Origin of the sequence: Pseudomonas putida (assembly GCF_028682635.1) — a bacterium.
GTDB classification, from domain to species: Bacteria; Pseudomonadota; Gammaproteobacteria; order Pseudomonadales; family Pseudomonadaceae; genus Aquipseudomonas; species Aquipseudomonas putida_AE.
Genome location: NZ_JANHLK010000005.1, coordinates 253,822 through 270,664, shown reverse-complemented (window position 1 = coordinate 270,664; position 16,843 = coordinate 253,822). Strand labels below are relative to the sequence as shown.

17 protein-coding genes are annotated in these 16,843 nt (G+C 61.6%); 8 read left to right on the top strand and 9 right to left on the bottom strand.

Annotated elements, in window-relative coordinates:
* Positions 1 to 130: 130 nt before the first annotated feature.
* Together NPS56_RS08855 and NPS56_RS08850 are read right to left on the bottom strand one after the other, a co-directional pair.
* Entirely contained in the window at positions 131 to 1,579 is a 1,449-nt protein-coding gene (locus NPS56_RS08855) for an aldehyde dehydrogenase family protein (protein WP_274074318.1), read from the bottom strand.
* On the bottom strand, positions 1,576 to 3,213 hold the full coding sequence (locus NPS56_RS08850; protein WP_274074317.1) for a 5-guanidino-2-oxopentanoate decarboxylase: 1,638 nt from the start codon (positions 3,211 to 3,213) through the stop codon (positions 1,576 to 1,578). Before NPS56_RS08850 ends, NPS56_RS08855 begins: the two co-directional genes overlap by 4 nt.
* Before the next feature lie 159 nt (positions 3,214 to 3,372).
* On the opposite strand from NPS56_RS08850, the gene NPS56_RS08845 reads away from it, so the two are divergent.
* Positions 3,373 to 4,254: a LysR substrate-binding domain-containing protein gene (locus NPS56_RS08845; RefSeq protein ID WP_274074316.1), complete on the top strand. Its 882-nt coding sequence runs from the start codon at positions 3,373 to 3,375 to the stop codon at positions 4,252 to 4,254.
* 103 nt (positions 4,255 to 4,357) lie between these two features.
* On the opposite strand, the gene NPS56_RS08840 is transcribed toward NPS56_RS08845, so the two are convergent.
* Complete coding sequence (locus tag NPS56_RS08840) at positions 4,358 to 5,236, bottom strand: MBL fold metallo-hydrolase (RefSeq protein ID WP_274074315.1); 879 nt, start codon at positions 5,234 to 5,236, stop codon at positions 4,358 to 4,360.
* A gap of 113 nt (positions 5,237 to 5,349) precedes the next feature.
* On the opposite strand from NPS56_RS08840, the gene NPS56_RS08835 reads away from it, so the two are divergent.
* Together NPS56_RS08835 and NPS56_RS08830 are read left to right on the top strand one after the other, a co-directional pair.
* On the top strand, positions 5,350 to 6,255 hold the full coding sequence (locus tag NPS56_RS08835; protein WP_274074314.1) for a LysR family transcriptional regulator: 906 nt from the start codon (positions 5,350 to 5,352) through the stop codon (positions 6,253 to 6,255).
* Positions 6,256 to 6,468: 213 nt separating this feature from the next.
* Complete coding sequence (locus NPS56_RS08830) at positions 6,469 to 6,645, top strand: hypothetical protein (RefSeq protein ID WP_162837843.1); 177 nt, start codon at positions 6,469 to 6,471, stop codon at positions 6,643 to 6,645.
* A gap of 6 nt (positions 6,646 to 6,651) precedes the next feature.
* Here NPS56_RS08830 and NPS56_RS08825 read toward each other — a convergent pair whose 3' ends face one another.
* A complete protein-coding gene (locus NPS56_RS08825; RefSeq protein ID WP_274074313.1) occupies positions 6,652 to 7,548 on the bottom strand; it encodes a helix-turn-helix domain-containing protein in 897 nt (298 codons plus the stop codon).
* Positions 7,549 to 7,738: 190 nt separating this feature from the next.
* On the opposite strand from NPS56_RS08825, the gene pobA reads away from it, so the two are divergent.
* Positions 7,739 to 8,923 (top strand): 4-hydroxybenzoate 3-monooxygenase, encoded by a 1,185-nt coding sequence (gene pobA, locus NPS56_RS08820; protein WP_274074384.1) that lies wholly within the window; start codon positions 7,739 to 7,741, stop codon positions 8,921 to 8,923.
* 76 nt (positions 8,924 to 8,999) lie between these two features.
* The gene (locus NPS56_RS08815; protein WP_274074312.1) at positions 9,000 to 10,517 is read left to right on the top strand and encodes an MDR family MFS transporter; all 1,518 of its coding nucleotides are present in this window, start codon (positions 9,000 to 9,002) and stop codon (positions 10,515 to 10,517) included.
* A 96-nt stretch (positions 10,518 to 10,613) separates the two neighbouring features.
* On the opposite strand, the gene NPS56_RS08810 is transcribed toward NPS56_RS08815, so the two are convergent.
* The 4 genes from NPS56_RS08810 to NPS56_RS08795 all read right to left on the bottom strand — a co-directional run bounded on the left by NPS56_RS08810 (position 10,614) and on the right by NPS56_RS08795 (position 14,532).
* Positions 10,614 to 11,462: a cache domain-containing protein gene (locus NPS56_RS08810; RefSeq protein WP_274074383.1), complete on the bottom strand. Its 849-nt coding sequence runs from the start codon at positions 11,460 to 11,462 to the stop codon at positions 10,614 to 10,616.
* Positions 11,463 to 11,562: 100 nt separating this feature from the next.
* On the bottom strand, positions 11,563 to 12,435 hold the full coding sequence (locus NPS56_RS08805; protein WP_274074311.1) for an ATPase: 873 nt from the start codon (positions 12,433 to 12,435) through the stop codon (positions 11,563 to 11,565).
* A gap of 108 nt (positions 12,436 to 12,543) precedes the next feature.
* Entirely contained in the window at positions 12,544 to 13,536 is a 993-nt protein-coding gene (locus NPS56_RS08800) for an NAD-dependent epimerase/dehydratase family protein (RefSeq protein WP_274074310.1), read from the bottom strand.
* 96 nt (positions 13,537 to 13,632) lie between these two features.
* Positions 13,633 to 14,532, bottom strand: a complete 900-nt coding sequence (locus tag NPS56_RS08795; RefSeq protein WP_274074309.1) for a LysR family transcriptional regulator ArgP — start codon at positions 14,530 to 14,532, stop codon at positions 13,633 to 13,635.
* Positions 14,533 to 14,628: 96 nt separating this feature from the next.
* Between NPS56_RS08795 and NPS56_RS08790 the strand changes: the two genes are divergently transcribed.
* The 3 genes from NPS56_RS08790 to NPS56_RS08780 all read left to right on the top strand — a co-directional run bounded on the left by NPS56_RS08790 (position 14,629) and on the right by NPS56_RS08780 (position 16,412).
* A complete protein-coding gene (locus NPS56_RS08790) occupies positions 14,629 to 15,030 on the top strand; it encodes an ACT domain-containing protein (RefSeq protein WP_274074308.1) in 402 nt (133 codons plus the stop codon).
* 5 nt (positions 15,031 to 15,035) lie between these two features.
* The gene (locus NPS56_RS08785; protein ID WP_274074307.1) at positions 15,036 to 15,638 is read left to right on the top strand and encodes a LysE/ArgO family amino acid transporter; all 603 of its coding nucleotides are present in this window, start codon (positions 15,036 to 15,038) and stop codon (positions 15,636 to 15,638) included.
* A 177-nt stretch (positions 15,639 to 15,815) separates the two neighbouring features.
* The gene (locus NPS56_RS08780; RefSeq protein WP_274074306.1) at positions 15,816 to 16,412 is read left to right on the top strand and encodes a superoxide dismutase; all 597 of its coding nucleotides are present in this window, start codon (positions 15,816 to 15,818) and stop codon (positions 16,410 to 16,412) included.
* A 116-nt stretch (positions 16,413 to 16,528) separates the two neighbouring features.
* Here NPS56_RS08780 and NPS56_RS08775 read toward each other — a convergent pair whose 3' ends face one another.
* The gene (locus NPS56_RS08775) at positions 16,529 to 16,840 is read right to left on the bottom strand and encodes a YqfO family protein (protein ID WP_274074305.1); all 312 of its coding nucleotides are present in this window, start codon (positions 16,838 to 16,840) and stop codon (positions 16,529 to 16,531) included.
* Positions 16,841 to 16,843: the final 3 nt, after the last annotated feature.

Here is a 16,843-nt window from a genome sequence, read left to right as displayed (position 1 = left end):
CGGGGCTTGGCTGAACCAGTGAGTTCATCCTGAGGTGGTGCAAAACACCTGACTATCGATAAAAAATCATCGAAGCCATGACGCCAACGCATGCCTCGCCATGAGGCATGCGTTCACCGTTTTCGTGCCGTCAGACGGCGCGAATCACGTGTTTGATTTCCTGGAAAGCCTGCAAGCCCCACGGCCCCAGTTCACGGCCGATGCTGCTCTGCTTGTAGCCACCCCAGGCGGTCTGCGGGAAGATCACTTGCGGCGCGTTGATCCACACAAGCCCCGCCTGCAAAGCGTTGGCGACGCGGTCCGCCGCCTCGGCATTGCGCGTGACCACGCTGGCGACCAGGCCGAACTGGCTGTCGTTGGCCAGGGCAATCGCTTCGGCCTCGGAGGCGAAACGGCGCACGCAGATTACCGGGCCGAAAATCTCTTCACACCACAGCGCACTGTCGAGGGGCACGTCAGTGAAAACCGTCGGCTGCAAAAAATACCCGCGCGGCAGATCCGCCGGACGATTACCGCCGCAAACCAGCTTGGCGCCCGCACTCAAACCACGATCGATGTGGCCGAGCACGCGCTGGTATTGCGCCTGATTGACCAGCGCGCCCATTTCCACGTTCGGGTCGAACGGGTCGGCCACGCGAATGGCTTCGGCGCGGGCCTTCACCCGGGTGAGGAATTCATCGGCCAGTTCATCGGCGACCAGCACGCGGCTGGTGGCGGAGCACATCTGCCCGGCGTTGAAGAAACCGCCCCCGCAGGCCACGTCCACCGCCAGGTCGAGGTCGGCATCGGCCAGCACCAGCAAGGAGGATTTACCGCCCAGTTCCAGGCTCACGCCCTTGACGGTTTCCGCGGCACGCTGCATGACCTGCACGCCCACCGCGTTGCTGCCGGTGAACGATACTTTGGCGATACGCGGGTCTGCCGACAACGGTGCGCCAACGGCCAGGCCGGTGCCGCACACCAGGTTGAACACACCGGCAGGCAAGCCGGCCTGGGCAATGATCGTCGCCAGTTCCAGTTCCGGCAGCGGCGTCACTTCCGACGGTTTCAGCACCACGCAGCAACCGGCGGCCAGGGCCGGGGCGAGCTTCCACGCGGTGGTGACCATCGGGAAGTTCCACGGCACGATCAGGCCGACCACACCGCACGGCTCGCGGCGCAGGCGCGCACTGAAGTCGTCAGTCGGCAGTTCGACCGGGCTGTCCTGTTTCGCGTCCAGCCCTTCGGCCAGACCTGCGTAATACTCGAACGTGGCGATCACGTCATCGACGTCGATGGCCGCCTCGAACAAAGGCTTGCCGTTGTTGCTCGACTGCAAATGCATGAGTTTTTCCCGACCGGCCCGCACGCCTGCCGCAATCGCGCGCAGGATCGCACCGCGCTCGGCACCGCTGGTTTGCGACCAGGCGGCGAAGGCCTTGCTTGCCGCGCCCACGGCCAGGTCGACGGCGCGTTCGTCACCGCCATTTACGGTGGTCAACAGCGCTTCGGTGGCCGGGTTGATCACGCGCAAATGTTCGTCGCCCGCCGACCATTGGCCGTTGATGTACAGGCCATCCAGGGTGGTTGGAAAACTCATTTCGACACCGCCTTGGTCCACTCGGTCTGATCGATTTCAATCAGCGTCGGCCCCTGTCGATCAGTGGCGACACGCAATGCCGTACGCAGTTGTTCAACGCCATTGACCGCCTCGGCGGCGCACCCCAAGGCCTTGGCCACACCGATGAAGTCCGGGGTGTAGATGTCCACGCCGACCGGTTCGATATCCCGGTTGACCATGTACTTCTTGATCTCTTCGTAGCCCTGGTTATTCCACAGCAGCACGATCACCGGGGTGCGCGCTTCCACGGCGCTGGCCAGTTCCGGCAGGGTGAATTGCAGGCCGCCGTCGCCGATCAGGCACACCACCGGAGGACGTGCGCCGCCTTCGACGGTGCCGCCCAACCAGGCGCCAATCGCCGCCGGCAGGGCGTAACCCAGAGTGCCGTAACCGGTCGACGAGTTGAACCAGCGACGCGGGCGCTCGGGGTTGAACGTCAGGTTGCCGGTGTACACCGGTTGGGTGGAATCGCCGACGAATACCGCGCTCGGCAGTTCGTGCAGGACGGTTTCCAGGAAGCGGGTCTGGGCCAGGGTCGGTGCATCCCAGGTGGCGGCCAATTCTTCACGCAAGCGGGCGGCGCGCACCTGGCCCCAATCGTTGCGGCGTTCGGCCAGCGGCTTGTGCGACAGGGCGCTGAGCAAGGCCTGGGCGGCGTTGCGCGAGTCGGCCACCAGGGCCACGTGTGGCGGGTAGTTGCGTACGGTCTGGTCTGGATCGATATCGATGCGCAGCAGCTTGCCGGGGATCTCGAAACCACCGGCGAAGGTGACGTCGTAGTCGGTCTCGGCCAGTTCGGTACCGATGGCCAGGACCACATCGGCCTCGGCGACCAGGGCGCGAGTGGCGACCAGGCTCTGGGTCGAACCGATCAGCAACGGGTGAGCGGAGTGCAGCATGCCCTTGGCGTTGATGGTCAGCGCGACGGGGGCGTCCAGCAGTTCAGCCAGTTCGGTCAGCTCGGCGGCGGCATCAATGGCACCGCCACCGGCGAGGATCAACGGCCGCTTGGCGCCCGCCAACAGATCGGTCATGCGCGAAACGGCGGACGGCGAAGCACCGGCGCGGTCGATGTGTACCGGCAGGCTGGCGAGCAGGTCGTCGGCTTCTTCAACCAGCACGTCCAGCGGAATTTCGATGTGCACCGGACGCGGGCGACCGGCCTGGAACAGCGCGAAGGCACGGGCCAAAACACCCGGCAATTCCGACGCCGACATCAGGGTATGGGAGAACGCCGCCACGCCACCGACCAGTGCGCTCTGGTTCGGCAACTCGTGGAGCTTGCCGCGACCGCCGCCCAGCTGGTTGCGGGTCTGTACGCTGGAGATCACCAGCATCGGGATCGAGTCGGCATAGGCCTGGCCCATCGCCGTGGTGATGTTGGTCATGCCAGGGCCGGTGATGATGAAGCACACACCCGGCTTGCCGCTGGTGCGGGCATAGCCGTCGGCCATGAAGCCGGCGCCCTGTTCGTGACGCGGGGTGACGTGGTTGATGCTCGAACGGGCCAGCCCGCGATACAGCTCCACGGTATGCACCCCGGGAATGCCGAACACCTGCTCGACCCCGTAACCTTCGAGTAACTTGACCAATACTTCGCCGCACGTCGCCATGTGATTGCCCTTCCTGTTCGTTTGAGACGCCGGGCCTGCGCAGTGTTTATGATGGATTGGCAGGTCCAGGGATGGCCTCATTGGAACGGGCGACACGTAGCCGCAACAATGGATAAAAAGTCATACTAGCCATGTCCTCACGTCATACCTTGGATCCCAATGAAACGATTGCCTCCCCTGCCGGCGCTGCACACTTTTCTGATTACCGCGCAGTGCTGCAACTTCACCCGGGCCGCCGAGCAACTGCACATCACCCAGGGCGCCGTGAGCCGGCAGATCGCCGGGCTGGAAGATCACCTGGGTTATGAACTGTTCATTCGCCAGGCCCGAGGCCTGGACCTGACCGCCGAGGGACGCGAGTGGTTGCCACGGGTCCAGCAGATTTTCGGCCTGATCGACGAAGCCGTTGAGCAGATCGGCGAGAAGCGCGAAACCCTGCAACTCAAGGCCCCGACCTGTGTCATGCGCTGGCTGTTGCCACGGCTGTTGCAGTGGCAAAAAGAACGCCCGGACGTGCCGGTCGAGCTGACCACCACGGTCAAGCACGGGGTGGATTTTCATCTCGAACAATTCGACGCGGCGGTGATGTATGGCGCGTCGCCGGACGACTCGCTGGTGGCGCAAAAACTCTTCGACGAGCAACTGACACCGGTGTGTTCGCGGCCCATGCTCGAAGGCCCCTTGGCCCTGCAGACACCGACCGATCTGCAACAACACCTGCTGCTGCACCCCACCCGCGACGAACGGGACTGGAAGGCCTGGTTGAAAGCCGCGGATGTGCAGTTGAGCAATGTCGGCAAGGGCCAGCATTTCGAAACCCTGGACCTGGCGATGTCGATGGCGTCCCAGGGGACCGGCGTGGCGATTGGTGACTGGTCGCTGATCGGCGACGACCTGAATGCCGGACGGCTGGTCATGCCTTTCGAATTGAAGGTGAAAACCGGGCTGGCGTATTACCTGGTGTTCCCGGAAAAACCAGGACCTTCAGCGAAGTTGCGTGAGTTGATGGGATGGTTGGTGGAGCAGGCCCAAAGTCGCTGAGCCCTGTGTAGGAGCTGCCGCAGGCTGCGATCTTTTGACTTTGCTTTTAAAAAACAAGATCAAAAGATCGCAGCCTGCGGCAGCTCCTACAAGGTACCGCGGGTTACCACTTCATTTCGCCCTTGGCGACCTTCGCGCTCAGCTCCAGTGAGCTCTCTTCACCCAGTGCCGGGTAGCGCTTTTTCATCGCTGCAATCAGGGCCGCCGAATCCTTGGCCTTCGCAGTTTCTTCGTCGAAGGCCTTGATGTAATCAGCGGTGAACTGCACGCCGGCCAGGGAACGGGCGCTGTCGCCGAGGTAGTGACCCGGCACGATGGTTTTCGGCTTCAGGGTTTCGATCGAGTGCAGCGTTGCCAACCAATCGGCATGGGACTGCGGGGTCTGGGTGTCGGCCATCCACACATGGATGTTCTCTGCCACGACCACGCCACCGACCACGGCCTTGATCGACGGAATCCACACGAAGCTGCGATCCGGTTGCTTGCCCGCAAGGCCGACCACCTGCAGTTTCTGCCCTTCGAGCATCAGGCTGTCGCCCTTGAGCACGTCCGGCACGACGGTTCTGGCCGGCACATCGGCGCCCATTTTCGGGCCCCAGAACGCCAATTTGCCGTCGACGGTTTGCTTGATGTGATCAACGGTCGGCTGCGATGCGAGCACTTTGGCCTTGGGGAATGCAGCGGTCAGGGTATCGAGGCCGAAGTAGTAGTCCGGGTCGCCGTGGCTGATGTAGATGGTGGTCAGTTGCTTGCCGCTGGCGCGGATTTTTTCCACCACCTGTTCGGCCTGGGATTTGCCGAACTGGGCGTCCACCAGGATCGCCTCCTTCTCGCCGCTGACCAGCACCGAAGTCACCGGGAAAATCGCTTTTTCGCCGGGGTTGTACACATCCAGGGTCAGTGTCGACGCGGCTGCGTGTGTGGCAAAACCGAGGGCAGTGGTCGCCAGCAAAATGCGCTTCAGGGTGGTGAAACCGATCATCTGTTGCTCCGTTGTTTGATGGCCAAGGTTGGCCGATAACAGAGCTTAATTGCCTGGTTCAGTACAAAAAATGCGATGCTTGAACATAGTTTGTTTCTGAAATCGGGCAAATCATGGATCGTCTGCAAGCAATGAGGGTGTTCGTCACAGTGGTCGATCTCGGCAGCCAGTCAGCTGCGGCCGATCATCTGGAGCTTTCAAGGCCGGTGGTTTCGCGCTATCTGGCGGAATTGGAAGACTGGGTCGGCGCACGCCTGATGCACCGCACCACGCGCAAATTGAGCCTGACCGCCGCCGGCAGCGAAATACTTCCCCGCTGCCGGCAGATGCTCGACCTGTCCACGGACATGCAGGCCGCCGTCAGCGTATCGGACGATGCACCCCGTGGCCTGCTGCGCATCAGCGTCAGCACTTCGTTCGGCCAGGCGCAACTGGCCGATGCCATGGCGGCCTACGTCAAGCGCTACCCGGGTGTCAGCATCGACATGCAGATGCTCGATCGCACGGTGAACCTGGTGGATGAGCGCATCGACCTGGCGATTCGCACCAGCAATGACCTGGACCCGAACCTGATCGCCCGTCGGTTGACGGTATGTCGCTCGCTTATCTGCGCCGCCCCCGCCTACCTGCGCGAACACCCGGCGCCCCAGCGGATCGAGGACCTGAGCCAGCACAATTGCCTGACCCACTCGTACTTCGGCAAAAGCCTGTGGCACTTTGAATTCGGGGGAGAACAGGTTTCGGTACCCGTGCAAGGCAACATCAGCGCCAACGAAGCCAGTACCCTGCTGCGCGCCACACTGGCCGGCGCCGGCGTGGCCATGTTGCCCACCTATCAGGCCGGCGTGCACATCCACAGCGGTGAGCTGGTCCGTCTGCTGCCCCAGGCCGAGCCAAGGCAGATGAACGTGTACGCGGTGTATGCCTCACGCAAGCACATGCCGACGGCGCTGCGCAGCTTGCTGGATTTTCTGGTGGCGAGGTTTCCCGAAGAACCGGAGTGGGATGTTGGCCTGTAACACCGCCCTCTGTAGGAGCGAGCTTGCTCGCGATGGTCGCCAACGATGACGCTGGGAACCTGATACCCCGCGGCGTTCTCAGGCTCATCGCGAGCAAGCTCGCTCCTACAAGGGTTCATCAGTGTTCTGAATACGGCGCTATTGCTGGCAACTCCCCGCCCCTGACCTATGCTCAAGGTAATACCCACGGGTATTCGTTCAGAGGTCTACGCCATGAACATCAAAACAAGAAGGTACCTCGCCATCTTCATCACCTGCGCGGTCACGCTCGGCCTGTATGGCGCCGCCGCCTGGCGCGTCGAGCAGCTGCGCAACCTGCCCCGGGAATACGCCAGCTGCAATTTCGAGCGCTGCATTCCCCACAACGCGACCCTCAACGCCTTGCGGTAACCAGGGTCAGGCCTCGTTGTCCTGATCGGCCTTCAAGCGGTCGCGGAACGCTTTTGGCGAGATTCCCACCCGGCGTCGGAACAGGCGCGTGAAGTTGGTCGGATCAGAGAACCCCAACACGTCGGACATTTCATAGATGGTCATGCTGGTGTAGGTCAGCAGGCGCTTGGCCTCCAGCAATTGCCGTTCGTGCATGATCTGCAACGCCGGCTGCCCCGCCAGCTCACGGCAGGTGCCATTGAGGTGCGAAACCGAAATCCCCAGGCGATGGGCCAGGTCCTCGACCTTGACGTGCTGGCGATAGGTCTCCTCCACCAGCTGGATGTAGCCATTGAGGTATTCCCGCGCCCGTTGCGGTCGTTGACTGGCCGACCGGCGCTGGATCACCTGGCGGCTGACCCACACCATGATCACGCTGACCAGCGAATGCATGAGCATTTCCCGCGCCGGTTGATGGCTGGTGTATTCGTTCTGCAACGCACAAAACAGACTGTTCAAGTACTCGGCGTCCTGTCCCGCCGGGTAGCTCTCGGCCTGGGCCAGGGCATTCACCGAATGCCCCAGTTGCCCCTGAAGATGCGTGATCAGCGGCGCCGCGAGGGTCACCACGAACCCTTCGACATCTTCACTGAAGCGGAAGCCATGCACCGACAGCGGCGGCAGGATCTGGATCGCCGCTTCAGTCAGTTGCGTACGTTTGCCTTCGATTTCAAGCTCTGCCTGACCTTTGAATACGAAGAGCAACTGACATAAATCGGCGTGACGGTGGGGTTTGATTTCCCATTGATGTTCGCGACTGCGTTTGGAAATGGTTTCACAGTGCAGCAAGTCCGGAGTCGGCCAATCCAGGCTTTCCCCGTAGAGCTTGAACACCGGAATCGAAGGCAGGTCAGGCTTGTTCATCACTTCAATCCAGGTTTCGGAATGGACGACGGGCGATAATCGCACCGATTGGCAGAATGTACAGCTATCCGCTCAGTTTTCACCTTCAATTGACAGACCCGCAAGGGAAAAATGCAAGCACTCGATCCATAAAAATCATTCACCGACCCCCGTCGCGTGTAGCTTGCGAGTCATAAAAACAATGAAAACACTGAAAACCCAAGTTGCCATTATCGGTGCCGGTCCGTCCGGTTTGCTCCTCGGTCAGTTGTTGCACAACGCCGGCATCGACACCGTCATTGTCGAGCGTCAGGCTCCGGACTACGTGCTCGGGCGAATCCGTGCCGGGGTACTCGAACAAGGCATGGTAGAGCTGTTGCGCCAGGCTGGTGTGAGTCAGCGCATGGACGCCGAAGGGCTGGTCCACGGTGGCTTCGAACTGGCGCTGGATGGCCGTCAGGTGCACATCGATCTGCAGGCCCTGACCGGTGGCAAAACCGTGATGATCTACGGTCAGACCGAGGTCACCCGCGACCTGATGGCCGCTCGTCAGGTCGCCGGAGCGCAAACCATTTATCAGGCCGCCAATGTCGTTCCCCACGGCATGAAAACCGATGAAGCGTTCGTGACCTTCGACAAGGACGGCGAAAGCTGGCGTCTCGATTGTGACTATATTGCCGGATGCGACGGCTTCCATGGCGTGGCGCGCCAATCGATTCCCGCCGAATGCCTGAAGGTCTTCGAACGGGTCTACCCGTTCGGCTGGCTGGGGATCCTGGCCGATACCCCGCCTGTCCATGAAGAGCTGGTGTACGCCCGCCACGAGCGCGGTTTTGCCTTGTGCAGCATGCGTTCGGCAACCCGCACCCGTTATTACCTGCAGGTACCGGCGGACGAAAAGGTCGAGGCCTGGTCCGACCAACGCTTCTGGGATGAACTCAAGACCCGCCTGCCGCAAGCGTTGGCGGAGAAGCTGGTGACCGGTCCGTCCATCGAAAAGAGCATCGCGCCGTTGCGCAGTTTCGTGGTCGAACCGATGCAGTACGGGCGCATGTTCCTGGTCGGCGACGCAGCGCACATTGTCCCGCCCACCGGGGCCAAGGGCCTGAACCTGGCGGCCAGCGATGTCAGCACGCTGTTCAATATCCTGCTCAAGGTCTATCGCGAAGGCCGTGTCGATCTGCTGGAGAAATACTCCGAGGTCTGCCTGCGCCGGGTGTGGAAAGCCGAGCGGTTTTCCTGGTGGATGACCTCGATGCTGCACCGCTTCGACGATCACGACGCCTTCAGCCAGCGCATTGCCGAATCGGAGCTGGACTATTTCGTCGATTCCGAAGCGGGCCGCAAGACTATTGCGGAAAATTACGTCGGTCTTCCCTACGAGGCTATCGAATAGCTTGCTATCGACTTAAACTGGCGAGCATCCCGCTCGCCTTGCCTCTGGCGGGTCTACCACTGCCGAAGGTTCACCCGTGACCACTCTCCACCAGCCTGAATTGCCCAAACCGGCCATCCGCAGCGTGCTGATCGCGCTGATGCTGGCGACTTTCCTCGGTGCGCTTGACCAGACCATCGTTGCCGTGTCGATGCCGGCCATTTCCGCGCAGTTCAAGGACGTCAGCCTGCTGGCCTGGGTGATTTCCGGCTACATGGTGGCGATGACGGTGGCGGTGCCGATCTACGGCAAACTGGGCGACCTGTACGGCCGGCGCAAACTGATGCTGTTCGGCATGGGCCTGTTCACCCTGGCGTCAGTGTTCTGCGGCATGGCCCAGAGCATGGAGCAGCTGGTGCTGGCACGCATTCTCCAGGGTATCGGTGCCGGTGGCATGATCTCGGTCAGCCAGGCGATCATCGGTGACATCGTGCCGCCCCGCGAGCGTGGCCGCTATCAGGGCTACTTCAGCAGCATGTATGCAGTGGCCAGCGTCGCCGGCCCGGTGCTGGGCGGGTACATGACCGAATACCTGTCCTGGCGCTGGGCTTTCCTGATCAATCTGCCGCTGGGCCTGGGCGCGTGGCTGGTAGCCAATCGCACGCTGGTGGGCTTGCCGATTCCGCAACGCAAGCCGGTGATCGATTACCTCGGCACGCTGTTGATGATCATCGGGCTGACAGCCTTGTTGCTGGGCATTACCGAATTCGGCCAGGGCCATTCCTGGCGCAGCGCCGAAGTATTGGGTTTGCTGGCTTGCGCGGCGGCCGTGCTGGGCTTGTTCGTGCTACATGAACGACGGGCGGCGGAGCCATTGTTGCCCATGCACCTCTTCGCCAACCGCAATGCCATCCTGTGCTGGTGCACGATTTTCTTCACCAGCTTCCAGGCCATCTCGATGATCGTGCTGATGCCACTGCGGTTCCAGAGTGTCACCGGTGCCGGTGCAGACGCCGCCGCCCTGCACCTGCTGCCGCTGGCCATAGGCTTGCCGATCGGCGCGTATTTCGCCGGCCGCCGTACCTCCATCACCGGTCGCTACAAGCCGATGATCCTGGGCGGTGCCCTGCTCATGCCGCTGTCGATTATGGGCATGGCGTTCAGCCCGCCCCAGGCCTTCTGGTTGAGCAGCCTGTTCATGCTGCTCTGCGGGATCGCCTCGGGCATGCAGTTTCCCACCTCGCTGGTCGGCACGCAGAACTCGGTGCAACAGCGGGACATCGGCGTCGCCACCAGCACCACCAACCTGTTCCGCTCATTGGGCGGTGCGGTGGGCGTGGCCTTGATGTCGGCACTGTTGCTGGCGTTGCTGCAGGATTCGAGCTTCGCCCATCTGGCCGGCGCTTCGCTGCTGGCCGAGGGTCATTCGGGGAATGTTTTACTGGACGGCCTGAACGCCACGCCGGGGGAGGCACAAAATGCCTTGCGCGCTGAATTGCTGCTGACGTTCCGGCATTTGCTGATGATCAGCGCGGCGGTATCGCTGCTGGGGCTGGCGGCGGCGATTGGCATGCCGAACATGTTGTTGCGCGGACGGGAAGACAAGGTTCTGTAGGAGCGTGGCTTGCCGGCGAACCAGACGCCGCGGTGTGTCTGTAATACCGCGTTATCGTTGTTCGCCGGCAAGCCGGGCTCCTACAGGTCTGCGATCTCAAGGGCTGTAATACCCCACAGCCACCAGGAAATGCCCAACCTTTTTCAGGTAGGCATGCTTGTTCTCGACCTTCCCGGTCACCGGGTTTTTCCAGCGGTACTCATACTCGCCGTAATCCTGTTTCGCGATCAACGCCAGCATCGGTTCACCCACCGGCTTGCCATCCGGATCCTTGATCATGCTGAAATCAGTGTTGATCAATCGCAGGTTAGTGCCATGGGCCACGTAGCGCCCGGTATTGATGTCGACGACAAAGACATACAGGTCATCCTGCAGATATCCGCCCTTCAGGGAGTTGATCGCCGCCAGGGTGCCCTTCTCGTCCTTGGCCAGGTCGGTCGCCGCCTTGTTCAGCAAGGCCATGGCCTGTTCCGCCGAGGCCCGGGGCAGGTAGTAGCCGACCGCGAGAATGCGCTGGCCGACGCGCTGATAGTAGACATGCTTGCGCTCCACCTTGCCGTCGGACCAGTTCTGCCAACGGTATTCCGCTTGCTGGATGCCATTGCCCTCGGGCGTTTTCAGCGCCTCCTTGAAGGCCTTCTGCAGATCCGGCCCGAGCACATCCGACACATCGCGGCCAATCAGCGCCGCCGAAGGCCCGCCGCTGGCGAGCATCACACCCTGGGTATCGACCACGAAGACATAGCGGTCCTGATCGACGAACTCGCCCTGGCGGCTGAACGCGGCGAAGGCCTTGTCGCCATTGTCGTGGTAGTAGGCCAGGGCCTTTTCGAGCAAGGCGATGGCGGCCTGGCTGTCAGCCTTTTCCGTCTCAGCCGCTTGAACCTGGCCCAGGCACATCAGCAGCATGCCGCATAACCAGGCCAACTTGTGCACAACTCCCATGGCGCGTCCCTCGTTCTTTTTTGGTGTTTCAAGAGCGTAGACGGCAATGGCGTGGGTGCGGGAGGGATTCATTCCCGGCGAACCGGGAATGAACCAGGGTTTACTGGCGAGTGCGCAACTGCTGCTGCAGGTACTGGATCTGCGCTTGCAGGGAATTGATGGTCCGGGTGACCTGGCTGCGGAACGCATCGAACTCCGCCAGGTTGGCGCTTTGAGAAGCGCCCGAACGGTTGTCCTGCTGGCTTTTGAGGACAACGATGTCCTGCTCCAGACGGTCGATGGCGGCGCCTGGATTGCCCTGTTTCTTCAGCGCCGTGATGTCAGCCCCCAGGCTTTTAAGCTGCGCATCGAATTTTTCGGTGTCCGCCGGGGTGTCCTTCAGGGTGGTCAGTTCAGCGCTCAAGGCTTTGACCTGCGCCTGCAATTGCGTATCGGCATTCTGCTGCTCGGTGTACTGGGCAGTCATCTGTGTCAGGCGCTTGTCGAGCTCGCTGGTTTGCGCGGTCATCTGCGCCAGGCGCTTGTCCAGGTCCGAGGCCTGGCCGGCGACGCCCAGCTGTTGTTTGCCCTGGTCCTGCAACTGGTTTTCCAGCTGTTTGATTTGCAGTTTCAGCGCTTCGCTGTCGCTGGTGACGTTAGTCTGGCTGGCGACCACCTTGCCGGAAATATCCTGCAGGCGCCCCGCCGCTTCTTCACTGATACGCGCAAAGCTTTCCTGGGTCGCCACCAGCTGTTGCTCCATCAGCGAAATCTGCTGGAAGCTCCACCAGGCAAGGCCCGCGAAGGCAAAGAACAAGGCGCCGACCAGGGCCCACAAAGGCCCTGTGCTCGCCGCCTTGACCCTGACCGCGGGCGGTGTGCGCGAATGCACGGTGGTGCGGGTGGTCTTCGGGTAATCATCGTCATCGAGGATGTCTGCACGCAGGCTCGGTACATCGTCGAAGTCATCGTGGGCATCGTTACGCATGGACATTGAGTCAACCTTTGTGAAACACGGTGATGGCTTGATGCGGCGCAGTATAACCCCCCATGGCCGCATCGATTGACCCCGGACCCGAACCTCGGTTCAGTGCGGCAGGTATCAGCGAAGGTCCTGGGCCTTCCACCAGGCGCAGAATTCATCGAGCGCCGTCCAGAGACTGACCTTGGGGTCGTAGTCCAGATAATGCCGGGCGCGGCTGATATCCAGGGTGAAATTCTTCTTCATGACCTGCATGCCCAGGCGCGACAGGGTCGGTTCGGGACGTCCCGGCCACAGCTTGCAGAACCCCTCGTTGAGCGCCGCGACGCTGTAGCCCAGGCCGTAGGAACGGTAGCGCGTCACTTGTGGGACTTCCATCCTGCGCATGACGTAATTGACCACGTCCCACAACGGGATCGGCGTTCCGTTGCTGATGTTGTACACCTTGCCCAGGGCTGAACCGCTGGCCAGCAAACTGCTGAGCAAGGCTTCATTGAGGTTTTGCACACTGGTGAAATCGACCTTGTTCAAGCCGTTGCCGATGATCGCCAGGCGCCCCTTGCGCTGCATGTTCAGCAGCCGCGGGAAGATGCTCATGTCACCGGCACCGGTGACGAAACGCGGACGCAGCGCCAGGGTTTCAAGGCCAAACTCCTGGGCACCGAAGACTTTCTGCTCAGCCAGGTACTTGGTCGCCGCGTACGGGTGCTTGAAGCGTTTGGGCACTTGTTCTTCGGTCAGCCCCAGGTGATCGTGGCCATCGAAATAGATCGACGGCGACGACAGATGCACCAGCCGCCGCACCCGCTGCTTCAGGCAGGCTTCGACCACGTTTTCGGTGACCTGGACGTTGCCCAGATGAAAGTCCTGATAACGCCCCCACAATCCAACGGCACCGGCGCAATGCACCACGGCCTCAACCCCGGAACACAGGTCGTGGGCCAGGATCGGATCGCTCAAGTCGCCCTGGACGAACTCGGCGCCACGGCGCACCAGGTGCTCGACACTTTCGGCCCGGCGACCGTTGACCCGCACGTCCAGGCCCTGCTCCAGGGCGAAACGCGCAAAGCGCCCGCCAATGAAGCCGCTTGCGCCGGTGACCAGAATTTTCATGAAGTATTCCTTCGGATACAGCTGCGAGATTCAAGCTTCAAGCTGTAAGTTAAATATGATGCGCAGGTTGTTCTCTTGCCGCTTGCAGCTTGACGCTCAAATCTGCCCGAAGGGCACTAGACATTGCCTGGACGCCTGCACCAATTGCTCGGTCAACAACCCCAGCAACTGACCGCCATTGCGCCAATGATGCCAGTACAGCGGCACGTCGATCGGTTTATCTGGCAACAACTCCAGCAAAATGCCGCGTTCCAGCTGCTCGCGCACCTGCAGTTCCGGCACCAGGCCCCAGCCCAGCCCGGCCTCTGTGAGGCGAATGAACCCTTCGGACGAGGGGCACAGGTGGTGTTCGAAACCACCATCGACGCCCAGGGACGCCAGGTAGCGATGCTGCAGGAAGTCGTCCGGGCCGAAGACCAGCGCCGGGGTTCGGGCCAACTGATCGGCACGCACGCCGTGAGGAAAGTGTCGCGCAATGAACGCTGGGCTGGCCAGGGCCCGATAGCGCATGGCGCCGAGCAATACGCTGCGCGCACCGGCTACCGGGCGCTCGCTGGCACACAGACACGCCGCGACTTCGCCGGCGCGCATGCGCTTGAGGCCGACGGTCTGGTCTTCAACCACCAGGTCCATCAACAGGTGTTGCTCTGCGCAAAAATCCCCTACCGCCCGGGCCCACCAGGTCGCCAGGCTGTCGGCATTCAGGGCGATCCGCAGGCGTTCGGGCAGGCCCTCCTCGTCCAGCGCCGGCACCAGCGTCTGCAAATCCCGCTCAAGCAGGCGCACCTGCTGCACGTGGTTGAGCAAACGCCGACCGATCTCGGTCGGTGACGGCGGCGTACCCCGCACCAGCACCGGTTGACCGACCCGCGCCTCGAGCAGTTTGATGCGCTGGGAAATGGCCGATTGCGACAACCCCAACACCTGGGCCGCCCGTTCGAAACCGGCCTGCTCGACCACCGCGGCCAGGGCAGAAAGCAATTTATAGTCGAACATCAGTTTTCCTAATGAGCGATCAGCAATATTGGTTTTTCTTATACAGGCTCGTACTGGAGAATGGCTAGCAAGAACTCTCCAACAAGGACCACCGATATGGCTGGTGAAACGTCATTGGCAACGCTGCTGCGCAGCATGAGCCCGCAACTCAACGCCGGCGACTACGTGTTCTGCACCCTGGGCGACGGCCAGTTGCCGGCGGGCCTGGACATCGTCGGCAGCTTTCGCGAGCAGGAAGGCCTGACCGTGATTCTCGAACGTTCCCAGGCTGAACAGGCCGGTTTCAGCTACGACTACGTCGCCGCGTGGATCACCCTGAACGTGCATTCGGCCCTCGAAGCGGTCGGCCTTACCGCGGCGTTCGCCACGGCCCTGGGCCAGGCAAGCATCAGCTGCAATGTGATCGCCGGTTATTACCACGACCATTTGTTCGTCGGCCAGGCCGATGCCGAGCGCGCCATGCAAGTGTTGCGCGACCTGGCGGCGAACGCGGAGTAAAAGCCATGTGGCAAAGTTATGTGAACGGCCTGCTGGTGGCCTTCGGCCTGATCATGGCGATCGGCACGCAGAATGCATTTGTGCTGGCGCAAAGCCTGCGCCGCGAACATCACCTGCCGGTGGCGGCACTCTGCGTGGCCTGCGACGCCTTGCTGGTGGCCGCCGGTGTATTCGGCCTGGCGACGGTGCTGGCACAGAACCCCACCCTGTTGGCCATCGCCCGTTGGGGTGGCGCGGCGTTTCTGTTGTGGTACGGCAGTCAGGCGTTGCGCCGCGCCTGCTCGAAACAGAGCCTGCAACAAGGTGAAAACCAGACCGTGCGCTCATTGCGCGCGGTAATGCTCAGTGCCCTGGCGGTGACCCTGCTCAATCCCCACGTCTATCTGGACACCGTGTTGCTGATCGGCTCCCTCGGCGCCCAGCAAACAGAACCCGGCGCTTACGTGGTAGGCGCGGCGAGTGCTTCATTGCTGTGGTTTTTCACCCTGGCGCTGGGTGCGGCGTGGCTCGCGCCATGGCTGGCTCGCCCGAGCACTTGGCGTATTCTTGATCTGTTGGTGGCCGTGATGATGTTTGCCGTAGCACTGCAGCTGATCACCGCTGGTTGAATTATTCCAAACGGCTCTGGAACCTCTATTCCACACAGTTGTTGCGTGGTTATGCCGCCACCCCGGTGCTATGATCCGAATCCCTGCGCCGCAAAGAGTACAAACTCCCCGGCGCTTGTTTGGCCGCCCGTGATCGGCCTTGCGCTCACCGCAACAGACCTGATTAGGAGAATCATCATGGCTTTCGAATTGCCGCCACTGCCGTACGCACACGATGCCCTGCAGCCGCACATCTCCAAGGAAACCCTGGAGTTTCACCACGACAAGCACCACAACACCTACGTCGTGAACCTGAACAACCTGGTGCCAGGCACCGAGTTCGAAGGCAAGACCCTGGAAGAAATCGTCAAGACTTCCTCGGGCGGCATCTTCAACAACGCCGCTCAAGTGTGGAACCACACTTTCTACTGGAACTGCCTGGCGCCAAACGCTGGCGGTCAACCAACCGGCGCGCTGGCTGAGGCCATCAACGCGGCCTTCGGTTCGTTCGACAAGTTCAAGGAAGAGTTCAGCAAGACTTCCATCGGCACCTTCGGCTCCGGCTGGGGCTGGCTGGTGAAAAAGGCTGACGGTTCCCTGGGCCTGGCCAGCACCATCGGCGCCGGCAACCCGCTGACCAGCGGCGACACCCCGCTGCTGACCTGCGACGTCTGGGAACACGCTTACTACATCGACTACCGCAACCTGCGTCCGAAGTACGTCGAAGCGTTCTGGAACCTGGTCAACTGGAAATTCGTGGCTGAGCAGTTCGAAGGCAAAACCTTCACCGCTTAAGCTCGATGCCCCAAAAAAACCCGGCTTTCATGCCGGGTTTTTTGTGGGTGCAGAAAATGAAGGCAATAAAAAACCCGCTGACGAATCAGCGGGTTTTTTATTTGGCAACCACAGGATCAGAAATCCTCCAACCGCCACACTTCATAAGCCGGCGTCTCATAGGGGTGACTCTGTTTCAGAGCCGCCACCACCGAGCCAATCAACTCATCGGCCACCACAAGCTCGACCTTCCATTCCTCGACCCGTTCGACCTGCCCGGCCTCACCAATGAACGGCGTACTGCCGTCCAGTGGACGAAACTGGCCCTGGCCCAACACCTGCCAGGCGCAGTGATCGTAAGCGCCGATCCGCCCGCCACCGGCAGCGAATACGGCGCTCTTGACCACTTCGACATGACTGTCGGGAACGAAAAAAGCGAGCTTGTACACAGC

Coding starts and splice junctions, on each gene's coding strand:
- NPS56_RS08840 (WP_274074315.1), bottom strand. CDS start 5,236: ATGATCGGTTTCACCACCCTGAAGCGCATTTTGCTGGCGACCACTGCC.
- NPS56_RS08780 (WP_274074306.1), top strand. CDS start 15,816: ATGGCTTTCGAATTGCCGCCACTGCCGTACGCACACGATGCCCTGCAG.
- NPS56_RS08850 (WP_274074317.1), bottom strand. CDS start 3,213: ATGGCGACGTGCGGCGAAGTATTGGTCAAGTTACTCGAAGGTTACGGG.
- NPS56_RS08805 (WP_274074311.1), bottom strand. CDS start 12,435: ATGTCCATGCGTAACGATGCCCACGATGACTTCGACGATGTACCGAGC.
- NPS56_RS08795 (WP_274074309.1), bottom strand. CDS start 14,532: ATGTTCGACTATAAATTGCTTTCTGCCCTGGCCGCGGTGGTCGAGCAG.
- NPS56_RS08835 (WP_274074314.1), top strand. CDS start 5,350: ATGGATCGTCTGCAAGCAATGAGGGTGTTCGTCACAGTGGTCGATCTC.
- NPS56_RS08855 (WP_274074318.1), bottom strand. CDS start 1,579: ATGAGTTTTCCAACCACCCTGGATGGCCTGTACATCAACGGCCAATGG.
- NPS56_RS08810 (WP_274074383.1), bottom strand. CDS start 11,462: ATGGGAGTTGTGCACAAGTTGGCCTGGTTATGCGGCATGCTGCTGATG.
- NPS56_RS08845 (WP_274074316.1), top strand. CDS start 3,373: ATGAAACGATTGCCTCCCCTGCCGGCGCTGCACACTTTTCTGATTACC.
- NPS56_RS08825 (WP_274074313.1), bottom strand. CDS start 7,548: ATGAACAAGCCTGACCTGCCTTCGATTCCGGTGTTCAAGCTCTACGGG.
- NPS56_RS08790 (WP_274074308.1), top strand. CDS start 14,629: ATGGCTGGTGAAACGTCATTGGCAACGCTGCTGCGCAGCATGAGCCCG.
- NPS56_RS08830 (WP_162837843.1), top strand. CDS start 6,469: ATGAACATCAAAACAAGAAGGTACCTCGCCATCTTCATCACCTGCGCG.
- NPS56_RS08800 (WP_274074310.1), bottom strand. CDS start 13,536: ATGAAAATTCTGGTCACCGGCGCAAGCGGCTTCATTGGCGGGCGCTTT.
- NPS56_RS08785 (WP_274074307.1), top strand. CDS start 15,036: ATGTGGCAAAGTTATGTGAACGGCCTGCTGGTGGCCTTCGGCCTGATC.